Origin of the sequence: Dictyoglomus turgidum DSM 6724 (genome assembly GCF_000021645.1) — a bacterium.
Taxonomy (GTDB): domain Bacteria; phylum Dictyoglomota; class Dictyoglomia; order Dictyoglomales; family Dictyoglomaceae; genus Dictyoglomus; species Dictyoglomus turgidum.
In genome coordinates, this window is the sequence record NC_011661.1 from 911280 (window position 1) to 936109 (window position 24830).

Here is a 24830-nt window from a genome sequence, read left to right on the forward strand (position 1 = left end):
GTATGAGTGGATTTATATTAGTATCAGAATTTAAACCCTGTGGTGATCAACCTCAGGCAATAGAGAAGCTTACTGAAGGAGTTAAGAGGGGTCTTAGATATCAGACCCTTATAGGGGTTACTGGTTCTGGAAAGACTTTTACCATGGCAAATATTATTGCAAATGTTCAGAAGCCTACCCTTGTTATTGCGCCTAATAAGACCCTTGCTGCGCAGCTTTATAGTGAATTCAAAGAGTTTTTCCCATATAATGCAGTGGAATATTTTGTGAGTTATTATGATTATTATCAGCCTGAAGCCTATATTCCGCAGACTGATACCTATATTGAAAAAGATGCGGACATTAATGATAGAATAGATAGACTAAGACATAGTACTACAAGTTCCTTGTTGTCCCGAAGGGATGTAATAGTAGTTGCGAGTGTTTCGTGTATTTATGGTTTAGGTTCCCCTATGGATTATGCAGAGATGATTCTTAGAGTAAAAAGAGGAGAAGATTTACCAAGAGAGACTTTGCTTAGAAAACTTATTAAGCTTCAGTATGAAAGAAATGATTACGAATTTACCCGAGGAAAATTTAGAGTGAGGGGAGATATAGTGGAGGTATTTCCAATAGGGGGAGAGACTGCTATAAGAGTTGAGTACTGGGGAGATAATATTGAAAGAATCTCCGAGATTGACCCTTTAAATGGGAAAAGAATTATTGATTTTAATGAGGTTTTTATATATCCTGCAACTCACTATATAGCACCTACAGAAAAAATGGAAAGAGCTATAGAGTCAATAAAGAGGGAACTTACAGAGAGACTTGAGGAATTAAGAGCTCAGGGTAAATTCCTGGAAGCAAAAAGGCTTGAAGCGAGAACTCTATATGATATTGAGCTTTTAAGAGAAGTGGGCTATTGCAAGGGAATTGAAAACTATTCAAGGCATTTTGATGGGAGAAAGCCAGGAGAACCTCCTTACACTCTTCTTGATTATTTTCCTGATGACTTTCTTGTATTTATTGATGAGTCTCATCTCACTATTCCTCAACTCCGGGCCATGTACCATGGAGATAAGTCAAGGAAGGACAATTTAGTAGAATATGGTTTTAGATTACCCTCTGCCTATGATAACAGACCATTAACCTTTGAGGAATTCTGGGAGCGAGTTCCACAAGTAATTTTTGTTTCTGCTACTCCTGCAGAGTTTGAACTTTCGGTTTCAGAACAGGTTGTAGAGCAACTTATAAGGCCTACTGGCCTTCTTGATCCTGAGATAGAAGTACATCCTACTGAGGGACAAATAGATCATTTGATATCTGAGATAAAGAAGGTGGTGGCTCGAGGAGAAAGAGTACTTGTTACTACTCTTACTAAGAGAACTGCAGAGGATCTTGCTGAGTATCTTTCAAATCTTGGTATTAATGTAACTTATTTGCATTCTGAGATAGAAACCTTAGAAAGAACAGGAATTTTACAGAATTTAAGGCTTGGAAAATTTGATGTTCTTGTGGGGATAAACCTATTGAGGGAGGGGCTTGATCTTCCTGAAGTGTCCCTTGTAGCAATTCTTGATGCAGATAGGGAGGGATTTTTGAGATCCGAAAGATCTCTTATTCAGGTTATGGGAAGGGCTGCAAGGAATGTAAATGGAAAAGTAATAATGTATGCCGATGTAATCACTGAATCCATGAGAAAGGCTATTCAAGAGACGGAAAGAAGAAGGAAGATACAGATGGAATATAATAAGGCTCATGGGATAATTCCAAAATCCATTAAGAAACCAGTAAAAGAGGTCTTTGATTTTGTTGAAGCAGTAGCAGAAAAGAAAGCTGATTACAGAGCAATCTCTAAGAAGTTATCCATAGATGAAATTGAAGAGGTAATAAGACAGCTTGAAAAAGAGATGTATGAGGCAGCAGCAGAACTTGATTTTGAAAAGGCTGCATATTTAAGGGATCAGATTAAAGAGTTAAAAAATGAATTGAGAAAGAAGACAAAATTATGAGTGAATATATTAAAATCCGGGGAGCAAGAGAGCATAATTTAAAAAATATAAATATAGATTTACCAAGAAATAAATTAATAGTGTTCACCGGCATCAGTGGTTCAGGCAAGTCATCTCTTGCTTTTGATACCATTTATGCTGAGGGACAGAGAAGATATGTGGAATCTTTATCTACTTATGCAAGGCAGTTTTTGGGGCAATTAAATAAGCCTGATGTAGACGTTATTGAGGGGCTTTCACCAGCCATCTCTATAGATCAAAAGACCGTTATAAAAAATCCGCGATCTACTGTGGGTACTGTTACGGAGATTTATGATTATCTCAGACTTCTTTTTGCAAATATAGGTAAACCTTATTGTCCTTTTTGCGGTATAGAAATTTCTGCCCAAACATCCCAAGAGATTGTAGAAAAAATATTAGCATTGCCTGAAGGAACAAGAATTCAAATATTATCACCATTGGTTAGGGGAAGAAAAGGTGAATATAAGAAACTTTTAGATAACCTAAGGAAAGAAGGTTTTCTAAGGGTAAAAATTGATGGTGAGATGTATAGTCTTGAGGATGAGATAGAATTAGATAAAAATAAGAAACATGATATTTCTGTAGTTATAGATAGGTTAGTTATAAAACCTGATATTAAAACAAGACTCTCCGATTCTATAGAACTTGCTTTAAAACTTAGTGAAGGACTTGTTATAGTAGAAGAATACTTAGAGGATGGAAGAATCGAAGAGCACATATTTAGTGAAAATTTCTCTTGCCCTATATGTGGTTTTAGTTTTGGAGAAATAACTCCAAGACTTTTTTCCTTCAATAGCCCCTATGGGGCATGTCCTGCTTGCTCTGGACTTGGAGGTAAAAAAGAATTTGATCCTGATCTTATTTTAGATTATGAAAAATCTATTTCTGAAGGTGCAATCATTCCGTGGGGTAAAGAAATCTCTCCTTATTATAAAATATTGCTTGCTAATGTAGGAAAGAAGCTTGGTTTTAATCTTGATACCCCTTTAAAGTACTTTACTGAAAATCAGTTAAAGGCACTTTTGTACGGAGTTCCCTTTGCTGTTGAGGTTCATTTTCCTGACTGGGATATCGATGGTTATAGACATTTTGAAGGCTTAATAAACATTTTTAACAAAAGATATGAAGAAACAGAGTCGGAGGATGTAAAGAATTTCTATGAAAGATTTATGGTGTTTTCTCCATGCAATGTGTGCAATGGTACAAGACTTAAGAAAGAAGCCTTGTCAGTTTATGTCAATGGTAAAAATATTGCAGAAGTTTCTGCGATGAATATGTTTGAGCTAAAGAATTTCCTTGAAAATTTGAATTTGGATGGGAGGGAAAAAATAATTGCCTCTCCTATATTGAAAGAGATTCTTCAGAGAGTAAATTTTCTTATTGAAGTAGGAGTTGACTATCTTACCCTTGATAGATCTGCAGATACCCTCTCCGGAGGGGAATCTCAAAGGGTTCGTCTTGCAACTCAGATTGGTTCAGGACTTGTAGGAGTCATATATGTATTAGACGAACCAAGCATAGGTTTACATCCTAGAGATAATGAGAAATTAATTAAGAACCTCAAGAGTTTGAGAGATCTTGGTAATACAGTGATAGTTGTGGAACACGATGAAGAAATAATGAGATCTGCGGATTTTATTGTGGACATTGGTCCAGGAGCAGGAGAAAAAGGAGGAGAAATTGTTGTAGCAGGACCTCTGAGTGAAGTTTTAAAACACCCTACCTCTATTACTGCTCAATACTTGAGGGGTGAAAAGAATATACCTATTCCCAAAAGGAGAAGAACTGTAGGGGGAAGATGGCTTGAGATTAAAGGAGCAAGGGCAAGAAATTTAAAAAATATAGATGTAAAAATTCCTCTTGGAACTTTTGTTTGTCTTACTGGAGTTTCAGGTTCTGGTAAAAGTACCCTTGTGGAGGAAATCATATATCCTGCTCTTCAAAAGGCAATCCATGGAAAGAAGATAAAAAGTGAGTATTACGATGAGATAAAAGGAACAGAGTATATTGATAAAGTAATTGTAATAGACCAATCTCCTATAGGAAGGACTCCTCGTTCTAATCCTGCTACTTATACTAATCTTTTTACCGAAATCAGAGAACTTTTTGCTCAGCTTCCTGAAGCAAAAATGAGAGGTTATAAACCAGGTAGGTTTAGTTTTAATGTGAAGGGTGGAAGATGTGAGGCATGTAAAGGAGAGGGGATGGTAAAAGTTGAGATGCATTTTTTGCCTGATATTTATATTCCTTGCGAAGTATGTAAAGGGAAGAGATACAATAGTGAGACTTTAGAAATAACTTATAAAGGAAAAAATATAGCTGATGTTCTTGAGATGAGTGTTGAGGAGGCGTTAAAATTTTTTGAAAACTTTCCTTCCATACGGAGAAAATTAGAAACTCTATATGATGTGGGTCTTGGATATATAAAATTGGGACAGCCTGCCACAACCCTTTCAGGAGGAGAGGCTCAGAGAATTAAGCTTGCTGCTGAACTTTCCAGAAGAAGTACAGGGAAGACTTTTTATATCCTTGATGAGCCCACCACAGGTTTGCACTTTGCTGATGTAGAAAAGTTGTTAAATCTCCTTCATAGACTTGTAGATCAGGGAAATACTGTTCTTGTTATAGAACATAACTTAGATGTGATAAAAACTGCAGATTATATCATAGATTTAGGACCAGAAGGTGGAGATAGAGGTGGAGAGATTATAGCTGAAGGAACTCCGGAAGAGGTTGCCATGAATGAACGATCTTACACAGGGAAATTTTTAAGAAGGATACTTTCTAAAGAGGAGGTTAAAAGTGAAAGGGGCCCTTAGGGTAAATAACGGATTTATAATGGTTGAATATGAAAAAAGTGTAATTAAAAGAATATATTGGACATATAAGTGTGAAGAAGAAAAGGACTTTCCAGGAAAAGAGCTTTTTATTGATTACTTTTTAGGTAAAAAGGTGGATTTTGGAGATTTAATTATTGATTTAAAGAGAGTTCCATCTATTTTTAAAAAGATTTATGAATTTACCAGAGAAATTCCTTATGGAAAAGTTATAAGTTATAAGGGTATTGCAGAATTTCTTGGTAATAGTAAACTTCAAAGGGTTGTGGGTAATGCTATGAAAAGTAATCCCTTTTTAATTGTGGTTCCTTGTCATAGGGTTGTAAGGAGTAATGGTAGTATAGGAAATTTTTCCCTTGGAAGTGAATTTAAAAAATACCTCTTAAACTTGGAGGGGGTAAAAATAGAGAATGAAAAGATATCTTGCCTTAGATATTGGTGGCACTAAAATTGCCTGTGGAAGATTTACGGAAGATGGAATCTTAGAGGAAAAAATTGTATCTCCCACAAAAGCTGAAAGGGGATATAGAAAAGTTTTAGAAGATATAATTTTAAATCTTTTGAAGTTAAAAACTGAAGATACAATAGCACTTGGGATTGGTACTGCAGGACCTTTAGATAGGATTAAGGGAGAAATATACTCTCCACCTAATCTTCCAGGATGGGACGGAGTCCCTTTGAAGAGAGATCTTTATGAGAGTTTAAAAATTCCTATTTTTATGGATAATGATGCTAATGCTGCCTGTTTAGGGGAATACCTTTTTGGAGCTGGAAAAGGAGTAAAAAATATGGTCTATATCACAGTAAGCACTGGAATAGGTGGAGGAATTATTGTTAATGGTGGTTTACTTCATGGGGTAAGAGATAGTGCGGGTGAGGTAGGGCATCAAACTATACTTCCCGATGGACCTTTATGTAATTGTGGAAATAGGGGATGTTTAGAAGCTCTTTCTTCTGGAACAGCTATTGCTAAAAGAGCAATGGAAGAGATTAAGCACAATAAAGATACCATATTAAAAAGGTGGGCAGAAAGAGAAGAGTTAACTGCAAAACATGTCAGGGAAGCCATGCTTATGGGAGATAAGGTAGCAAAGGAAATTTGGGATTCTGCTATGGAGTATTTAGGAATAGGTGTGGGAAATATTATCACCATAGTTTCACCAGAAAAAGTGGTCATAGGTGGAAGTGTAGGACTTTCTGGGGAAGATGTAATTGAGAAAATAAAAGAGGTCATTAAAAAAAGAGTTTTTCTTGTTCCTACGGATAAAGTAGAGATAGTTCCAGCAAGGTTAAGAGAAGATGTAGGTCTTTATGGAGCCTTTGCAGTAGCTTTAACAGAAATGAGAAATAAAGAAGGGGGTTAATTTTACCCCCTCCCCATTATTTTGATGGAGCCATGAAGGGCATAGTTGTATTGAAATTTAGTGGTTCTTTCTGTTTTATTATCTTTCCTGGAGGAAAGGTTCTTAAAGTATTTGGAGACAAATTGGAGTTAATTTTAATATTCTGCCATGCTATTTCAATGTAAGGTCTATTTTGAACATCATAAACTATTAACTTTATAGGGGTATAATCCTTGGTGATATAAAACTCAAAGGAGGAATAATTAGCCTTTAAATCTGCCTTTAGCGGTACCCCTGTAATTTTATAAAGTTTTTGATTCTTATCTATAATTTCTTCTACTTTAAGGGAAAAATCTTCTTTATTTCCTACCATAGGAAGGCTTGAAAAAGACATGGTTGAGGTTTGGGTCATAGTATAGGGCGCTTCAATTATTTGTTTTGTGGAAGGGGAATACATCCTTGTGATTTTTTTCTCCCCATCAATTAGAATGATCTGTCCTGCCATGAGAGCTGGCTCTGTAAAGTCTATCCTTAATATTTCAGGATTTTTTATTGCTTTCATTTCCATAGACATCTTTGTAGGTAAGCTTTCTCCCTTGCTTGAATAAGAGTATACTGTTATGCTCATTTTCATACTTATATCCCTTGCTAAGCTCCATTTTTGTTCAAGGTTTTTTAGGATATCTTCTCCTGTTTGGGCATATATCATGGAAAAGCCCAAAAAGAAAATTATAAGAAAACTAAAGATCCTCTTCATTTTTTAAGCCTCCTTCAGAATTGGTATGTTATTCTGAGCCCAAGACTGGTATCTTCTTGGGTTATGCTTTTCTCATACTTGATATATATGCTGTTCCACATGGTACCCTCAAGGGTTGGAAAATTCAATGCTATTTGCATATAAAGCCAGTTATTATTTTTGGAAGATAAAATATACCTTGCTGAACTTGTTAAATTCAAGTAATTGGACAAATTCCAACCCAAATTTATTCCAAGGTTGATTTTATGTTCCGCTTTTTTTACATTATAAAAATACCCAAGCATATATTCTGGGAATAGATTTGAGGATAAAGGTAAATTTAAACTGATTATTCCTCCAATATCTCCAGGATCCAATAGGTAAAAAGAGGGAGTATTAGGGTTGATATATCCAAAGAGTGCTTTTATAGATAAGCTTCCTATAGAGAGGTTTGTACTATTCAATGCACTTAAATAGAGAATAGAATTTTTTAAAAATATGCTGGCATCTTGAATTATGATTATATTCCCCAGAGGAAGACTGGTTTTGTTTAAGAAGGAGGCATCAATTAAATAATTTTCCTGAGAATCATTGATAGAAGTTAAAGATAAATTGATATATTTATTTTCCCCTATAGGCAAACTCCAACCCAGAATCTTTAAAGGGACATCATTAGTTAAGTGAGTATAGTAAGGGAGATCAGGAAATTTTCTTGCTCCATATCCTGACATATAAAATATCTCGTTGTTATAAAGATAAAAGCTAAGATGAAACCCTTTTAGCTGCAAGTTTTCTGATATTAGATTGATTTTTGGATAAAATTCTCCAAGAGTAAATCTTAAATATGGGGTTTGTAAAAAGGTTTTATAGGAGAAATTTTGGCTAGGATTATAAAATATGGAAAATCCAGCTCCTAAATTTTCACTCCACCATTTTTCCGCAGAAAAAATATAATCTTGTCCATAAATTGAGTTGACTTCAGTACTGAGTTCAAGATTCCCCCATTCTTGAGAAAAGGCTGGTGAAAGTATAAAAACAAGAACTAAAAGAAGTAAAATTGTTTTTCTCATAACTCCCTCCCTTTTTGACAATTTCTATAATTCTTTTTATAATCCAAAAAGGAATATTTAGCAAGTATTATGGATAAGCAAAGATTAGATGCTTTTTTTCTTTTAATATTGTTTATTTTGGATTTAATCCTATTAAGTCTTGCCCTTACTATTGCTTATAATATTCGTTTTAATCTTTTGAGTAAAATTAGGTATTTCTATGTGGAGCCAAACGAAGTGCCTGAGTTTTTCCCTTATTATCTTGGCATAAGTATTATACTCACAGTGTTATGGATTATTTTACTTATTCTTAACCGAGTCTATAGTGTTAAAAATATTTTTTCTTATTATCCCGTGGTTAATGCTATTACTGTTGGGATATTCCTTGTTTCTTCTTTATCCTTTTTTTATAGAGAGTTTTCTTACTCAAGGCTAGTTTTTATCTTGGCTTGGGGAGTTGCTCTTTTTTTGACTTTTATTTCAAGGGTAATTTTATATATTGTAAGGGCAGTAGTTTTAGGTAGAAGACTATCAAGAGCTTTGATTATTGGTAATAATGAATTTGCAAAATCTATAATTTCCTCAGGAAAGATTAGAGATTATGCTGAAATAGAAAAGGATAAAATAGATTTTGGAGAGCTTGAAAGTTTTGTTGATCAAAGGAATATTCAGGAAATTATTGTGACAGGAGAAATTTCTGATGATGAATTACTAAAACTAATATCTTTAAAGAGAAAAAGAAGTATTTCTATTAAAATAGTCCCCGAAGGGTATCTTATTTTTGCTAAAAGAATTTCTTTTGATGAGATTAGTGGCATTCCCATATTGGAGATAGAGATATCTCCTTTAGAGGGGTTCCAAGGATATATAAAGGAAATTATAGACTTTCTTTTGGGAACATTGGCTTTGATACTTTTTTCTCCTCTCTTTTTAATAATAGCACTTCTTATAAAATTGGATTCTCCAGGGCCTATTTTTTATAAACATCTGAGAGCTGGAAGATATGGTAAACCTTTTTATCTTTGGAAATTTAGGACCATGTATAAAGATGCGGATAAAATATTAGATAAGTATCCTGAATTAAAGAGGGAGTTTGAAAAAGAGTTTAAATTAAAAAATGATCCGAGGGTAACAAAAGTGGGGAAATTTTTAAGAAAATTTAGCTTAGACGAAATTCCTCAGATATTTAATATCTTAAAGGGGGAAATGAGTGTCGTAGGTCCGAGACCAGTGACTTTTAAAGAATTAGAAAAGTATGGAGAATATGCTGAAGAGATTTTGAGAGTAAAACCAGGTTTAACGGGACTTTGGCAGGTAAGTGGAAGAAGTGATGTAGACTATTCTCAGAGAATAAAATTTGATCTTTATTACATCCAGAACTGGAGTATTTTATTAGATATAAAAATTATATTAAAAACCATACCTTCAGTGTTACTTGGTAAAGGCGCTTATTAAATTATGCTATAATTTTTAATAGCTATGGAAGACATTCTTAATGAAATGGTATTAGTACTTAATAGTAATTATGAGCCCTTAGATGTATGTAAAGTGAAGAGGGCAATAATTCTCATTATGCAGAAGAAAGCTGAAACTATAGAGACCAATAGTGGAGTTATAAAATCTGCATCTATGGAAATAGAAGTACCCTCAGTTATTAGACTGCTTTATTATGTGAAAAGACCAAGGTTAGAGTTAAAACTGTCTAGAAAGGGAATTTTTCTAAGGGATAATTATACATGTCAGTATTGTGGTAAAAAAGGTGGTGAGCTAACTATTGATCACGTAATCCCGAAAAGACTTGGAGGAAAGTCTGTGTGGGAAAATCTTGTTACCGCTTGTAAAGAGTGCAATCACAAAAAGGGTGATAAAACCCTGGAAGAAGCTAATATGAAGCTTCTTAGAGAGCCCAAACCACCAAAGAATGTACATTATTTTAGATTGACAAGGTATTTGGATTACGATAAAAATGAGGGATGGAAAAAATATTTCTTTATAGATGAATAGCTACTTTAAAGGAGGGTCTTATTTGTGGTATAAACTTACAAAAGATGAGGTATTAAAGGAATTAAAGGTTGATCCTGAGCATGGTTTATCAGAAGAAGAAGTTAGAGAGCGAAAAAAGATCTATGGAGAAAATAGGATTCCTGAGAAAAAATCAAAAAGTTTTCTAAAAATATTCTTAAACCAATTTAAGGAGTTTCTTACCGTTGTTTTGTTAACTGCAACTTTAATTTCTTTTCTTCTTGGAGAAACAAAAGATGCCGTTGCAATTTTACTTATTGTTATGATAAATGCTATTCTTGGGAGTTTTCAGGAATATAAAGCTGAAAAGACCCTTGAATCTCTTAAATCTTATGTCTCCCCAAAAGCAAAGGTAGTAAGAGATGGAAAGATTTTGGAAGTGAATATCGAGGATTTGGTACCCGGAGATTTGGTTTTAATTGAAGAAGGAGAGAAAATACCAGCTGATTTAAGGCTAATTGAAACTAATAATTTACAAGTAGACGAATCTATTTTGACAGGAGAATCTGTTCCTGTGAGAAAGGATGCAGATTTTATTACTCAAGAGGATATAACCCTTGGAGACCAGATTAATATGGGATTTAAAGGAACCACTGTCATAACTGGAAAAGGAAAAGGAGTAGTGGTTGGTACTGGCTTAAATACAGCCTTAGGAGATATTGCAAAGATACTTTCAGAAATGGAGGAAGAGCCAACTCCTCTTCAGAAAGACCTTGAAAGACTTGGAAAGCAACTAACTTATGTTATTCTCTCTCTTGTAGCTATTCTTCTTTTTATTGGGATTATACAAGGAAGAGAATTCTTTGATATGTTTCTTACCGCAGTAAGTCTTGCTGTTGCAGCAATACCCGAAGGACTTCCTACGGTAATAACTATTCTTCTTGCCCTTGGAGTTCAGGAGATGGCAAAGAGAAAGGCAATAGTTCGTAAACTTTCTGCTGTAGAAGCTTTAGGAGCAACTTCGGTAATTTGTACGGATAAAACAGGTACTCTAACTGAGAACAAAATGGATCTTGTAAAAGTGGTGTTGCCATATGGAAAATTAATAGATAAAAGTAATTACCAAGAAAATAAAGAGGAGATAAAAGAGATACTTGAAACAGCCTTTCTTGCCAGTAGTGTTAGGATAACTCATGATGGTAATTATATAGGGGATGCCTTAGATGTGGCTATTTATAAAAACTTTAAGGAGATTTATGGGGAGATTGGTGAAAATTTAATAAAAATAGATGAAATTCCCTTTGATTCTGCAAGAAAAAGAGTAAGTGTTTTATATAAAGATCTTGTTAGAAGTAAATATAGGTTATGTATCAAAGGGGCAGGAGAGGAAATATTGAAAAGAAGTACTTATTATAAGGACAGAGATACTCTAAGGTTGATAAGTGATGAGGATAAAAAAAGATTTATAGAAATACAGGACTCTCTCTCAAAGGAGGGATTAAGGGTTCTTGCTATTGCGAAAAGGGAAATTGATAATATTATTGATAAAGAAGAATGGGAAGAAGAATTAATCTTTTTAGGTTTTATAGCTTTTATTGATCCTTTGAGAGAGGGAGTTAAAGAGGCTATAGAGAAGTGTAAAGAAGCAGGAATAAGACCAATTATTGTAACAGGAGATTACCTCCTTACTGCTAAGAAAATTGCCGAAGATTTAGGAATAGATGTCAACAATGGTACTTTATATACTGGATTAGATTTGCAAAAACAGGATTTGAATGGACTTGATTGGAATAGTGTGGTTCTTTTTTCCAGAGTCCTCCCTGAACAGAAAATGAATATAGTAAAGGAGCTTAAAGAAAGAGGAGAGATAGTAGCCATGACCGGAGACGGAGTGAATGATGCTCCTGCACTAAAAATGGCAGATATAGGGGTGGGAATGGGACTTAGGGGAACAGATGTGGCAAGAGAGGCGTCTGATTTAGTGCTTTTAGATGATAGCTTTGCAACCATAGTTAGGGCAGTAGAGGAAGGAAGAAGAATTTTTGATAATATTAGGAAGGTTACTTATTATTTGTTGTCTTGTAATTTTAGTGAAATCTGGGTAGTCAGTTTAAGTGTGTTCTTAGGTTATCCTTTACCTTTAACTCCTATAGAGCTTTTATGGATAAATTTAGTGACCGATGGTTTTCCTGCTCTTGCTCTTGGAGTAGAACCTCCAGAGAGGGATATAATGAGTAGAAAGCCTCGTAAAATTAACGAGGGAATAATTAATAGACAAATGTGGAAGAATATTGTTATTGATGGAATATTGATGGGGGTAATAGGATTTGTACTTTTTATAATGGGAGTAAATAAAAATGTGAATACGGGGAGAACTATGGCTTTTACAGGGATTGTTTTTTCTCAAATATTTCAAGCCTTGAGATTGTCCTTAAAGAGAAGAAAAAATTTCTTTAAAGAAATTTTTTCTAACGAATATTTAAGTCTTGCAGTGTTCTTCTCTATTCTCCTACAAATTCTCGTAATATTTACCCCCTGGGGAATAAGGTTCTTCAATTTAGAAAGACTTAATATGGAAGAATTTTTGTTGGTTTTATTATTGTCTTTAATTCCTTTATATATGCTAATAGGAGAGAAAATTTATGAAAAGATTTTTAAGAGAAGTATTAATTTATAGTATAAGTTTCTTACTTATAGCTTTTTTGACAAGTCAGTTATTTTCTTTAGAGAAAAGACCTTATTTTGAAAACTCCGAGTTCGTAAGAGATAATAAATTAAACATAGAGAACAAGACTTTAACTCAAACCTTAGTATATACTGAAACTTTTAAAGCTGATGTAAACCAAAACAACGTATCTAAGACTGTAACTGTCCAAGAGATAAAGCAACCAGATAAAATAATTTATGAGGTAAAAGTTGGAGATACCATGATAGGAATAGCTCAAAAATATGGTGTAGATTGGAGAGAAATAGCTAAGGTTAATAAGTTAAAAGATCCAAACTATTTAGTGGTAGGGCAAAAATTAATCATACCTTTGAAATCTAAAAACCAATAGACACTTGTCTATAAGATAGTTATTTGATATAATTCATTTAAGAGTGCGGACGTAGCTCAGTCGGTAGAGCGAGGGACTGAAAATCCCTGCGTCGGGGGTTCGATTCCCTCCGTCCGCACCATAATATAGAGGGGAATAAGTTTATTAAAATTGAAAAGAATAAAATTTGATATAAAGTGTAGTTTTCTTTTAAATGTTTCAAAAAACTCCCGAAGCGCCCGTAGCTCAGTAGGACAGAGCAGCGGTTTCCTAAACCGCGTGTCGGGGGTTCGAATCCCTTCGGGCGCACCAACTTTGAATACTCGTATTCTCTCCTACCCTACGCTTCAATATATATACAATGGAGGTGGTATTTTATAAAAATAATCTGCAGCTTTTTGTCAAACTACGCTTTGTTTATTTCTTTTAATAGAAAAGTTTAGGGAGGTAGGAGAAATGGCAGAAGTAAAACTTGAGAATGTTACCAAGAGATTTGGGGATGTTATAGCGGTCAATAATGTAAATCTGGAGATTAAGGATAAGGAATTTATTGTATTAGTTGGTCCGTCGGGTTGTGGTAAGACTACCACATTAAGAATGATTGCAGGATTAGAGGAAGTAACATCAGGTAATATATATATTGATGGAAAAGTGGTTAATGATGTTCCTCCAAAAGATCGCGATATAGCAATGGTATTCCAAAACTATGCTCTTTATCCCCATATGACAGTTTATGACAACATGGCTTTTGGTCTCAAATTAAGAAAGTATCCAAAGAGTGAAATTGATCGTAGAGTAAAGGCAGCAGCAGAAATGCTTGGAATTGAAAATCTTTTAAAAAGGAAGCCAAAGGAACTTTCAGGTGGTCAAAGACAGCGAGTTGCTTTAGGTCGTGCTATTGTCCGTGAACCAAAGGTATTTTTGATGGATGAGCCTCTTTCTAACTTAGATGCAAAATTAAGGGTACAAATGAGAGCTGAGCTTAAAAAACTTCAGAGAACTCTTGGTGTTACTACCATTTATGTTACTCATGATCAAACAGAAGCGATGACTATGGGAGATAGAATTGTGGTAATGAAAGACGGAGTAGTGCAACAGGTAGACGATCCTCTAATAGTTTATGAAAAACCTAATAATGTATTTGTAGCAGGTTTTATAGGAAGCCCTCCAATGAACTTTATTGATGCCACCTTATCTTCTGATGCGAAAATTCTTGATTTAGGTAGCTTCAAACTTGGGATTCCCGCTGATATGCAAGGTTTTGTAGCAGAGCAAGCTAAGAACTACCTTGGCAAGAAAGTAATATTAGGAGTAAGACCTGAGCATATTTATGAGGTAAGCTTGATAAAGACCGAAGACCTTATTCCAGAAGCGGTGGCAGATATGAGAGTAGAAGTACTTGAGCCTATGGGAACAGAGGTATATTTGTATCTTATAAATGGTCCAGTAAGTGTGGTTGCAAGGGTAGGCTCTGAAACAAAAGCAAGGATGGGTGAAAACGTAAAAGTAATGTTTGATTTGAGAAAGATGCATCTTTTCGACCCTGTAAGTCAGGTTGCAATAATTTAAAAATTTAAGGAGAAAGGGGTATTAGGTATATGATTAAGAAGGGGGAAAGTAAATTCCCCCTTCTTTAATAATTGATAACTAACATGTGTTAATAAGGAGGTTATTATGATAAAAAAATATTTTAATTTAGTTCTTCATTCCCATCTTCCCTATGTTAAAAAAGCTGGAAGATGGCCCTTTGGAGAAGAATGGTTTTTTGAAGCTATGTTAGAGACCTATATACCCCTTTCTATGGTTTTTTATAGACTGGTAAATAAGGGTATAGATTTTAAATTGACTTTGGGAGTTACGCCTGTTCTTGCAGAACAAATGCTTGACCCTTATATGATATATGAGACAGAAAAATACATAGAAACCAAGATAGAATCTGCATATAAAGATTTAGAGAAGTATAATAAAGAAAATAGAAAAGAAACAGAAGTGATCAGATTTTATATTAATTATCTTAATGAGATTTTCGAATTTTTTAAAAATAAAATATCCATGGATGTTCTTGGTTTTTGGAGGAAACTACAAGATGAAGGATATTTAGATATAATCACATCCTCTGCAACCCATGCATATTTGCCACTATTAAAGAAAAAATCCTCCATATATGCTCAGCTTTATGTAGGTAAAGAAGTTTATATGAGAAACATGAAGAAAGAGCCTAAGGGAATATGGCTTCCTGAATGCGCTTATAAACCTGGAATTGAAAAATTCCTTGAAGAACTTGGAATACGTTATTTCTTTGTAGATACTCATACTATCCTTGGAGGAGAACCTTTAAGTTATCCTGATTTAAATGTAAAAAGAGAGAAACAAGATAAAAACATTTATAAGCCATATTTAGTTTCTGGAAGTAATGTGGCTGTTTTTGGCAGAGATAGCAGAACAGGTATGCAGGTGTGGTCAGCTGAGTGGGGATATCCGGGGGATGGAGTTTATAGAGAGTTTCATAAGAGATCAGAAACTTCAGGACTTCAATATTGGAGAATAACAGATAAAAGAAAAGACCTTGGAGAGAAGGATGTTTATGATCCTCAAATTGCGAAAGGTAGAGTTTATGAGCATGCAGAACATTTTGTAAGGGTTTTGGAAGATGAAATCAAATCTGATGGTATAATAACTGCCATGTACGATACAGAACTATTTGGGCACTGGTGGTTTGAAGGAGTATGGTTTTTAGAAAGAATTTTTGAATTATTAAATGAAAGTAAAAAGGTTAAGAGTATAAATTCTGTTTTGGCTCTTGAGAAATGTCCTCCTGATGAGAGAATTGAGCTTCCTGAGTCTTCTTGGGGTAGAGGAGGAAAGCATGAGGTGTGGTTAAATGATGAGACGGTAATGTTGTGGGAAAAGATTTATGAGATTGAAGAAGAAAATGAAAAATTTATTGACAAAGTTAAGATTACCCAATTGAATTTATGGAAGGAAAAAGTTATAAGGCAAGCTTGTAGGGAAAAGTTATTGCTTGAAAGTAGCGATTGGCCCTTTTTAATTACTACGGGTCAGGCAAAAGAGTATGGGTATAAGAGATTTGAGGAACATTATTCAAACTATAAAACTTTATTAAATTACTTTGATCTGAAAGAGGTTTCAGTAAAAGAATTTGAGTATTTAAAGAAACTTGAAAATAAAGATTCTCTTTTTAGCTTTATAGACTATAACATATTTGAAAGGAGGTAAAGAATGGAGAAAGGCATATATTTTTCTTTGGGGATTCACAATCATCAACCTGTAGGGAATTTTGATTTTGTAATTGAAAAGGCTTATGAGATGAGTTATAAGCCTCTTATTGATTTCTTTTTTAAATATCCTGACTTTCCTATAAATGTTCATTTTTCGGGTTTTTTATTACTTTGGCTTGAAAGGAATCATCCCGAATACTTTGAAAAATTAAAGATCATGGCAGAGAGAGGACAGGTTGAATTTGTAAGCGGGGGCTTTTATGAACCAATCTTGCCTATAATACCTGATAAAGATAAGGTGCAACAAATAATAAAGCTAAATAAATACATATATGATAAATTTGGACAAAATCCTAAAGGAATGTGGCTTGCCGAAAGGGTATGGGAACCTCATCTTGTTAAATACATTGCAGAGGCAGGTATAGAGTATGTGGTAGTAGATGATGCCCATTTCTTTTCCGTAGGATTAAAAGAAGAAGATCTTTTTGGGTATTATCTAATGGAAGAACAAGGATATAAGCTTGCTGTATTTCCTATAAGTATGAAGTTGCGTTATTTAATACCTTTTGCTAACCCTGAAGAAACCATTACTTATCTTAATAAATTTGCCTCGGAAGATAAAAGTAAAATTGCCCTTCTTTTTGATGATGGAGAGAAATTTGGATTATGGCCTGATACTTATAAGACAGTATATGAGGATGGATGGTTAGAAAGATTTGTGAATAAAATAAAAGAAAATTTTTTATTAGTAACACCTGTTAATTTGTATACCTATATGAAGAAGGTGAAGCCAAAGGGAAGAATATATCTTCCTACAGCTTCTTATAGAGAGATGATGGAATGGGTTTTATTTCCTGAAGCTCAAAAAGACCTTGAGGATCTTATGGAAAAACTTAAAAGTGAAAGCTTATGGGATAAGTTTTCTCCTTATGTAAAGGGCGGATTTTGGAGAAACTTCCTTGCTAAGTACGATGAATCTAATCATATGCAGAAGAAGATGCTCTATGTATGGAGTAAAGTTCAAAACTATCCTGATGGGGAGATTAAAGATAAGGCTGAAGAAGAAGTCTTTCAGGGACAGGCAAATGATGCATATTGGCATGGTATTTTTGGAGGGCTTTATCTTCCTCACTTAAGGACTGCCATATACGAACATTTGATTAAAGCAGAAAATTATATTGAAAATTATGACCTGCATTATAAGATTTTTGACTTGGATTGTGATGGAAATGATGAGTTAATTCTTGAATCTCCTACTTTTAATTTGTATCTCTCTCCTATGCATGGAGGATCACTCCTTGAATGGGATTTTAGACCTAAAGCTTTCAATCTAACTAATACTTTAACTAGAAGAAAAGAAGCATATCATTCTAAATTATCTCAGGTAAGCTCTGATGTTCAAGGAAAGAGTATACATGAAAGATGGAGTACAAAAGAGGAGGGCTTAGAAAAAATACTCTTTTATGATAACCATAGAAGGGTTTCTTTTATTGAGAGAATTTTTAAAAAAGAGCCTACCCTTGAAGATTTATGGAAGAATAGCTTAAAAGCCGAAGTTGACAGTTTTTATAAAGAATACGAATATGAAATAAGTAAAGATGAGAAGAAAATCGTAGTATCTTTTAAAGGAGATTATAAAGATTTTGAAATCCATAAAAGATATCTTCTTTATAAGAATGAGCCTTTTATTGATGTGGTTTATGAAATTAAAAATATCTCCAAAGAACCTATAACTTTAAACTTTGGATGGGAGATAAATATTAACTTTTTAGCACCAAATCATCCTGATTACTACTTTTTAATAAGAGATCAAAAATATCCTCTCTCTTCTTTTGGAGTTGAAAAAGTTAATAATTGGAAAGTATTTTCGGGTATAGGAATAGAATTGGAATGTTCTTTAGATATGGAAACTATTTTGTATAGATATCCTATAGAAACGGTGTCTCTTTCTGAGGAAGGATTTGAAAAAGTTTATCAAGGAAGTGCTCTCCTTCATTTTTATAAGATAGATTTGCCCATTGACTTTAACTGGAAGACCTCAATAAGATTTTTAGTTAAATAGTTTTTACTGGTGCGCCCGAGAGGATTTGAACCTCCAACCCTCGGCTCCGGAGGCCGATGCTCTATCCTTTTGAGCTACGGGCGCACCATTGTTTGTTATTTAATCAAAATAAATTAAATATACCATCAGACTTTCTATTATTAGGATTACAAAATAAAATTCCATTAGAACAGATATATCAATTTTTATTTTCCACCATTCACAATTTGGAATTAAGGTTATTTCTAACTTTGAAAGTTTAATGATTTTATTGCGAAGGTGGTGAGCCAATAATATGGAAGCGATAAAGAAGGGGACATAGAATTTAATTAGTAGGTTTGCATTGTGATCATATTTTATAGCCCAAATTATTTTTTTGTCTACAAAAATGTAAGCTAAGGTTGTTACAAGATAAAGAAGCATAAAAAAGGGTAAGTAATCTGTGAAACTTTTTAAAGTCTTAAGTAAAGAGTCTTTATCTTTAATTTTTAATAATAAAAGGGTAAAAAAGCCTGATGTCCCTAATATGTAACATATAGAGACAAAATGTAAAATTATATTAACAAAATACAAAAGATCAAAATTTTTCATTTCTAATGAATATTTTACCTAAATTTAAGATTTTTATCATCTCTTGGTGTATTTTACCGTTTGAAAACAAAATATTGTCTGTATGAATATCAATATTGTTTCCACTAAAATCTGTAACTTTACCTTTTGCCTCTTCCACTATTAGAATGCCTGCACTAATATCCCATGGTTTTAGTTTCTTTGCCCAAAATCCATCAAGTCTTCCACACCCTACATAGGCTATTTCTATTGCTGCCGAACCTGTCCTTCTTATACCATGAGTTCTAGAGGAAAAATTTATAAAAGGAATAAAATTTTTCTCCTCAAGACTTAATTCGTAAGGAAAGGCAAAACTAATGAGAGAATTTTCAAGACTTTCTGTTTTTGATACCTCTATTCTCCTATCATTTAGGTATGCACCTTCATTTTTTATGGCATAAAATAACTCGTCTCTTATGGGATCATAGATTAATCCAAGTATTATTTCTTTATTTTTTATGAGGGCAATACTAATTCCAAAAAAAGGGAAATTATGGGCATAATTTGTGGTTCCATCTAAGGGATCTACAATCCAGGTATATTCAGAATTTTTATTTATAAAGCCTGTTTCTTCTGTCAAGATTGAATGATCCGGAAAATTTTCTTCTATGGATTTTAGTATATGTCTTTCTGAGAGTTTATCTACTTGAGTGACTAAATTGGAAATTCCTTTAAGTTCTATTTCTTTTTCCTCGCCTATGTAGTTCAAAAGTATATTACCAGATTCTTTAATTGTTTTTATAGCTACTTCAAGTATTCTCTTCATAGCTTAATTATATATTTATTTTTTCTTTTTTGCTATTGACAAGGCAAATATATTAGAGTAATATATATACAGTTTTAATATATAGAACAAACATATCTTATATAAAAAAATGAAAAAGATAAGCTATAATAAAGATTAAGGAGGTGAATGTTATGAGCAGAAAATTATGTGACATCTGTGGGATCAACCCTGCGACTATTAGGGTCTACACCATAAAAAATGGACAAAAGAGAGTCCTTGATATATGTGAAGAATGTTATGCTAAGCAAAGGAGACAAGAAAGGTCATATTCTCCTTTGGAATCTTTATTCTTTGGTGATCTTTTTAGGGACTTTTTTGGAGAGGATATTGGTTTTCCCTTTGAAAGTCCTTTTGGAAGAGAAAGGGAATCTATAGATTTGAATGATTATTTGAGCAATGTATCAAAAGATCTTCTCCAACAAGCTGCCAAAAAAGCTATTGATTTTGGCAAGAAACAAGTTGGAACCGAACATTTGCTCTATGTTCTCTTGGACAATGATGTGGTAAATGAGATTTTAAAACAATTTAAAGTTTCACCACAAGAGATCAAAGCCTATATAGATAATAATGCTCCTAAGGGTGGGTTTAAGCCTGAAGGAGAAGAGGTGGAGGTAGACATATCTCCAAGGCTAAAAAGTGCTTTAGAGAGAGCTTTTATGGCTGCAAGAGACTTAGAGCATAACTACATAGGTCCAGAACATCTCTTGATAGGGCTTGCAGAAGAAGAGGAAGGATTTGCTGCAAATGTTTTAAGAAAGTATGGACTAAATCCCCAGGCATTGAGACAAGCAACTATTAGAGTAGTAGGAAGAGGTAAAGAGGCTGGCAAAGGAGTTAGAAGATCTAATACCCCTACTCTTGATAAATTTTCTCGTGATTTAACGGAATTAGCGAGACAAGGTAAATTAGATCCTGTCATAGGAAGGGCAAAAGAGATAGAAACTGTTATTGAGGTACTTGCAAGAAGAAAGAAGAATAACCCTGTGCTCATAGGAGAGCCAGGTGTAGGTAAGACTGCTATTGTAGAGGGTCTTGCTCAAAGGATTGTTAAAGGAGAAGTACCAGAAGTTTTAAGAGATAAGAGATTAGTAGAATTAAACATAAATACCCTTGTGGCAGGGACAAAATATAGAGGAGAGTTAGAGGAAAGAGTAAAGCAGATTTTAGATGAGATAATAGCTAATCAGGATAATTTGATCATCTTTATTGATGAGATTCACACTATTGTGGGAGCAGGTGCTGCTGGAGAAGGAAATTTAGATATTGCTAATGCTTTTAAACCAGCATTAGCAAGGGGAGAACTCCATTTAATTGGCGCTACCACTTTGAATGAGTATCAAAAATATATTGAAAAAGATCCTGCCCTTGAAAGAAGATTTCAACCTATATTTATCTCTGAGCCTACTGTAGAGCAGACTATAACAATCTTAAGAGGGTTAAGGGATAGATTTGAAGCACATCATAAAGTAAAGATTACTGACGAGGCAATAATAGCTGCTGCTGAACTCTCAGATAAGTATATAACAAATAGATACTTGCCTGATAAGGCTATAGATCTTATAGATCAAGCAGCAGCAAGGGTAAGAATTATGATGACTTCAAGGCCTGCCGAGATACAGGAACTTGAAGCCAAAATACAGTCTTTGAAGAGAGAGCAGGAATATGCATCCTCTAGAAAGCAGTATGATAAAGCTAAAGAACTTGAGGAGCAAATTCAGAAACTTGAGAAAGAATTGCAAGAAAAGACTGAAACTTGGAAGAGAGAAATTGCATCTGATGTACCTGAGGTAAGAGCTAAGCATATAGCCGAAATAGTATCCTCTCTTACAGGTATTCCTGTAACAGAGCTTACCACTGATGAAAGAGAAAGACTATTAAAGCTTGAAGAAAAATTACATGAAAGAGTGGTAGGGCAGGATGAAGCTATAAAGGCAGTGAGTGATGCTATAAGATTAGCAAGAGCAGGTCTCAGGGAGAAGAATAGGCCCATAGCTACTTTCTTATTCCTTGGTCCTACAGGGGTAGGTAAGACAGAACTGGCGAGAGCTCTTGCTTGGGCAGTATTTGGAGATGAGGATGCTATCATACGTATTGATATGAGTGAGTATATGGAGAGACATACTGTTTCAAGATTAATTGGTGCTCCTCCAGGATATGTAGGATATGAAGAAGGTGGACAACTTACTGAAAAGGTACGTAGAAGACCATATAGTGTAATTCTCTTAGACGAAATAGAGAAAGCTCATCCAGATGTGCATAATATACTATTACAGGTATTCGACGCAGGAAGACTTACCGATGGGAAAGGTAGAGTTGTAGATTTTACCAATACCATAATTATAATGACAAGTAATATAGGATCTGACATTATCCAGGCTAATTTGTCAGCTGCTGGAAGGGATAAGTTAAGCTATGAACAGCTTAAAGAAAAACTTATGGATATTCTTAAGAGGTACTTTAGACCAGAATTTCTCAATAGGATTGATGAGATAATAGTGTTCCATGCTTTGACTAAAGAACAAGTGAGAGACATTGTCAAATTGCAGCTTGAAAGGGTAAGAAGAACTGCAAGGGCTCAAAATATAGAGCTCATATTTGATGAATCAGTGGTAGATTTTCTTGCTGATATAGGATATAGTCCTGAGTTTGGAGCAAGAGAACTTAAGAGAAAAATTAGAAATGAACTTGAAACAAAACTTGCTAAGGCTATGCTTGAGGGAGCAGTTCAAGAGGGCGATAAAATTATGGTAAGATATAATAAAGAAAAAAATACTATTGAATTTGAAAAAATAGCTGAAGAGGTTAAAGCAAATTAAAAACTGGGCAGGGTTTTTCCCTGCCCAGTTAAAATAAAATTTTAGGGGGTGGAAAGTGTGGAAATTCAAATTGTGGAGATAGAAAAACCTGCTGAAGTCAATGTTATTCTTGGACAGACTCATTTTATCAAATCCGTTGAAGATTTATATGAGGCAATTATGAACACAGTTCCTGGAGCTAAATTTGGTATTGCTTTTTGTGAGGCTTCTGGTCCTGCCCTTATAAGACATGTGGGAACCGATGAAGAGATGGAGGATTTAGCAATTAAAAATCTCCAAAAAATTGCAGCAGGACATAGTTTTATAATCTTTATAAGGAATTTTTATCCCATAAATGTTTTAAATGCTATTAAACATGTACCTGAAGTGGTGAATATATTTGCTGCTACCGCTAATCCTTTGAAGGTAGTAGTGATAGATGATGGTGTTGGGCGTGGAATTATTGGAGTTATAGATGGAGTAAAGCCTAAAGGAGTAGAAGGAGAGGAGGATATGAGGCATAGGAAAGAGTTTTTAAGAAAAATAGGTTATAAGTTTTAATTAGACAAAGGGGGAGGGGCCTTTATGCCTGTAATTACCATTTCTCGCCAGGTAGGAAGCTTAGGAGACGAATTAGCAGAAAGACTTTCTAAGGAGCTTGGGTATAGATATTTTGATAAATTTCTTATGACAGAGATTGCTATTTCTTCGGGACTTACAGAGGCAGAAGTTATAGATTTTAGTGAAGACAATTATAAGGTAAAAGGTTTTTTTGAGCAACTTTTTGGAAGGAAAACTCCTGTAGGTTCAGTTACTATAAAAGAGAAGGATGAAAAAGGGAAGTTGGTTTTAACTACTAAAGTCTTTGATGAAGAAAGCTCTCTTGCTTTTGTTCAGGCAGTGATTAAGAAGCTTGTGGATTGGGGAAATGTGGTGATTGTGGGGAGAGGTGGACAAGTTCTTTTGAGAAATATCTCTCATGTATTACATGTGAGAGTTATAGCTCCTCTTGAGTTTAGAATTGAAAATATAATGAGGCAAAAGGGACTAACAAGGGAAGATGCGTTAAAGTACATCTCTGAAAAAGATAGAGCAGCTCAAGAATATCTTTACAGATTTTACAATGTAGACTGGAATGATCCCGAATTATATCATATAGTTCTTAACATGGGCATGCTTAAAATAGAACACGCAGTGAAAGTGATAAAAGAACTTGTGAATCTAATATAATTCATTTATTTTTTCTTCAATAGTTTTTAAAAGATCTTTTAGAAGAGGTTCTAATTCTTTGTAGTTTTTTATATTCTTTTCCTTCATAAAACTCTTTAAAACTTGATCTAAAGATTGTGCTTTGTCCTTCACAGCATACTCATATAAGATAAAGGCTAAGATCTTTTTATAAATCTTAATTTTATACTTAAGGGTTAAAAGGATTTCATTACTGCATTGTTTTAAGCTATAAAACACATTATAAATTGTGATTTTGTCCTCGAAGGATCCAATCTTTGTCAAAAAGCTTTCAAAGGTTTTATCTACTGTAAGAATTAGATTTTCAACGGTTTTTAACAGATATAGCTTTTGAGGTATTAATAAAGAATTTTTAATAAAGGTATTATTTTCAGGAATAAAGATAAAAGGGTGATGAGAAGAATTTAATTGTATATTTAATAATTCTTGCAAGTCATCTAAAAGTTTATAAAGGTACGAAACATACGAGAATATTAAAGGATCAATACTTCTATTTTTGTTTTTGTTCTCCGCTATAAAGAATAGATTTATATTTTCAGCTAATTTAATAAAGGGTAAATGCGGACTTGAAGCTAAATTATAGGAATCCATATAAGGGTAATTAAAATATAGTACTAAGGAAATTGTAAGGAGCTTTTTTACTAGTTGGAGATCTTCAAAGTAAGAACATATAAATCCAGGAATGTATGCAAGGCTTTTTATTAGGAGCTTCCTCTCAATAGGTGCAATATCTTTCACGTAGTTTAAGAGATAATGGTTAGGGGTTAGAGTATCTAATTTTGTAGAAAGAGAGAACTCTGGTATTTTTATGGTTTCTCTATTTTGAAACAAGTCTATTAATTTTTCTATGGTTTCATAACTTACTCCTGACCTTCCGTTAGCTAAAGTGTAAATCGTTGCAAGTATAATTCCTCTTACCTCTCTCTCATTCAACAGACCATTACCTTCAAATTCTTTATAGTTTTTAGTGTTCATGTTTTTATCTAAAACTTCAAAATGAGTCTTTAACAGATTTGAGCATAAAAAAATCTTGTTTTTTAAATCTTCAGAGATTTCAATTTCAGAATCTGAATTTAAAATCAGGGTAAAATCTTTTACCGAGAGAGAGTTTTCGTCTATGGTATACATAAGTTTGTT

The 24830-nt window shown here is 33.9% G+C and carries 19 protein-coding genes and 3 tRNA genes; 16 read left to right on the forward strand and 6 right to left on the reverse strand.

Annotation, left to right across the window (positions count from 1 at the left end; genetic code table 11):
* Positions 1 to 2 precede the first annotated feature (2 nt).
* Genes uvrB through DTUR_RS04510 form a run of 4 tightly spaced genes read left to right on the forward strand, consistent with a single transcriptional unit; the run spans position 3 to position 6213 of the window.
* Positions 3 to 1991: an excinuclease ABC subunit UvrB gene (gene uvrB / locus DTUR_RS04495; RefSeq protein WP_012583249.1), complete on the forward strand. Its 1989-nt coding sequence runs from the start codon at positions 3 to 5 to the stop codon at positions 1989 to 1991.
* Entirely contained in the window at positions 1988 to 4831 is a 2844-nt protein-coding gene (uvrA, locus tag DTUR_RS04500) for an excinuclease ABC subunit UvrA (protein ID WP_012583250.1), read from the forward strand. The genes uvrB and uvrA overlap by 4 nt, the downstream gene beginning before the upstream one ends.
* Positions 4815 to 5297, forward strand: coding sequence for a methylated-DNA--[protein]-cysteine S-methyltransferase (locus DTUR_RS04505; protein WP_012583251.1), 483 nt, complete (start codon positions 4815 to 4817; stop codon positions 5295 to 5297). The genes uvrA and DTUR_RS04505 overlap by 17 nt, the downstream gene beginning before the upstream one ends.
* A complete protein-coding gene (locus DTUR_RS04510) occupies positions 5260 to 6213 on the forward strand; it encodes an ROK family protein (protein WP_012583252.1) in 954 nt (317 codons plus the stop codon). Before DTUR_RS04505 ends, DTUR_RS04510 begins: the two co-directional genes overlap by 38 nt.
* A 16-nt stretch (positions 6214 to 6229) precedes the next feature.
* Here DTUR_RS04510 and DTUR_RS04515 read toward each other — a convergent pair whose 3' ends face one another.
* Positions 6230 to 6949, reverse strand: a complete 720-nt coding sequence (locus tag DTUR_RS04515; protein WP_012583253.1) for a LolA family protein — start codon at positions 6947 to 6949, stop codon at positions 6230 to 6232.
* Positions 6950 to 6963: 14 nt separating this feature from the next.
* Positions 6964 to 7998, reverse strand: a complete 1035-nt coding sequence (locus DTUR_RS04520; RefSeq protein WP_012583254.1) for a hypothetical protein — start codon at positions 7996 to 7998, stop codon at positions 6964 to 6966.
* A gap of 69 nt (positions 7999 to 8067) precedes the next feature.
* Between DTUR_RS04520 and DTUR_RS04525 the strand changes: the two genes are divergently transcribed.
* The 9 genes from DTUR_RS04525 to DTUR_RS04565 all read left to right on the forward strand — a co-directional run bounded on the left by DTUR_RS04525 (position 8068) and on the right by DTUR_RS04565 (position 18275).
* Positions 8068 to 9432 (forward strand): sugar transferase, encoded by a 1365-nt coding sequence (locus DTUR_RS04525; protein ID WP_012583255.1) that lies wholly within the window; start codon positions 8068 to 8070, stop codon positions 9430 to 9432.
* Between the two features lie 24 nt (positions 9433 to 9456).
* Positions 9457 to 9981 (forward strand): HNH endonuclease, encoded by a 525-nt coding sequence (locus DTUR_RS04530; protein ID WP_012583256.1) that lies wholly within the window; start codon positions 9457 to 9459, stop codon positions 9979 to 9981.
* Positions 9982 to 10003: 22 nt separating this feature from the next.
* A complete protein-coding gene (locus DTUR_RS04535) occupies positions 10004 to 12616 on the forward strand; it encodes a calcium-translocating P-type ATPase, PMCA-type (RefSeq protein WP_012583257.1) in 2613 nt (870 codons plus the stop codon).
* Positions 12582 to 12995 carry a LysM peptidoglycan-binding domain-containing protein gene (locus DTUR_RS04540; protein ID WP_012583258.1) on the forward strand — a complete coding sequence of 138 codons (414 nt, stop codon included), beginning with the start codon at positions 12582 to 12584 and terminating at the stop codon, positions 12993 to 12995. The genes DTUR_RS04535 and DTUR_RS04540 overlap by 35 nt, the downstream gene beginning before the upstream one ends.
* 45 nt (positions 12996 to 13040) lie before the next feature.
* Positions 13041 to 13116: transfer RNA gene (locus tag DTUR_RS04545), tRNA-Phe, on the forward strand.
* Positions 13117 to 13209: 93 nt separating this feature from the next.
* A tRNA-Arg gene (locus DTUR_RS04550) sits at positions 13210 to 13286 on the forward strand.
* A 144-nt stretch (positions 13287 to 13430) separates the two neighbouring features.
* On the forward strand, positions 13431 to 14543 hold the full coding sequence (locus DTUR_RS04555) for an ABC transporter ATP-binding protein (protein WP_012583259.1): 1113 nt from the start codon (positions 13431 to 13433) through the stop codon (positions 14541 to 14543).
* Between the two features lie 105 nt (positions 14544 to 14648).
* A complete protein-coding gene (locus tag DTUR_RS04560; RefSeq protein WP_012583260.1) occupies positions 14649 to 16211 on the forward strand; it encodes a 1,4-alpha-glucan branching protein domain-containing protein in 1563 nt (520 codons plus the stop codon).
* A 3-nt stretch (positions 16212 to 16214) separates the two neighbouring features.
* On the forward strand, positions 16215 to 18275 hold the full coding sequence (locus DTUR_RS04565) for an alpha-amylase/4-alpha-glucanotransferase domain-containing protein (RefSeq protein ID WP_012583261.1): 2061 nt from the start codon (positions 16215 to 16217) through the stop codon (positions 18273 to 18275).
* Positions 18276 to 18282: 7 nt separating this feature from the next.
* Here the strand turns inward: DTUR_RS04565 and DTUR_RS04570 are convergent.
* From DTUR_RS04570 to DTUR_RS04580, 3 genes are all read right to left on the reverse strand, one after another.
* Positions 18283 to 18359, reverse strand: a tRNA-Arg gene (locus DTUR_RS04570).
* 15 nt (positions 18360 to 18374) lie between these two features.
* On the reverse strand, positions 18375 to 18845 hold the full coding sequence (locus DTUR_RS04575; RefSeq protein WP_012583262.1) for a hypothetical protein: 471 nt from the start codon (positions 18843 to 18845) through the stop codon (positions 18375 to 18377).
* Positions 18832 to 19629, reverse strand: a complete 798-nt coding sequence (locus DTUR_RS04580; protein WP_012583263.1) for an inositol monophosphatase family protein — start codon at positions 19627 to 19629, stop codon at positions 18832 to 18834. Before DTUR_RS04580 ends, DTUR_RS04575 begins: the two co-directional genes overlap by 14 nt.
* A gap of 152 nt (positions 19630 to 19781) precedes the next feature.
* Between DTUR_RS04580 and DTUR_RS04585 the strand changes: the two genes are divergently transcribed.
* Genes DTUR_RS04585 through DTUR_RS04595 form a run of 3 tightly spaced genes read left to right on the forward strand, consistent with a single transcriptional unit; the run spans position 19782 to position 23675 of the window.
* On the forward strand, positions 19782 to 22466 hold the full coding sequence (locus DTUR_RS04585; protein ID WP_012583264.1) for an ATP-dependent Clp protease ATP-binding subunit: 2685 nt from the start codon (positions 19782 to 19784) through the stop codon (positions 22464 to 22466).
* A gap of 57 nt (positions 22467 to 22523) precedes the next feature.
* A complete protein-coding gene (locus DTUR_RS04590) occupies positions 22524 to 23006 on the forward strand; it encodes an adenosine-specific kinase (protein ID WP_012583265.1) in 483 nt (160 codons plus the stop codon).
* Positions 23007 to 23030: 24 nt separating this feature from the next.
* Positions 23031 to 23675: a cytidylate kinase-like family protein gene (locus tag DTUR_RS04595; protein WP_012583266.1), complete on the forward strand. Its 645-nt coding sequence runs from the start codon at positions 23031 to 23033 to the stop codon at positions 23673 to 23675.
* Here the strand turns inward: DTUR_RS04595 and DTUR_RS04600 are convergent.
* Positions 23667 to 24821: a hypothetical protein gene (locus DTUR_RS04600; protein WP_012583267.1), complete on the reverse strand. Its 1155-nt coding sequence runs from the start codon at positions 24819 to 24821 to the stop codon at positions 23667 to 23669. The genes DTUR_RS04595 and DTUR_RS04600 overlap by 9 nt on opposite strands.
* Between the last annotated feature and the right edge of the window lie 9 nt (positions 24822 to 24830).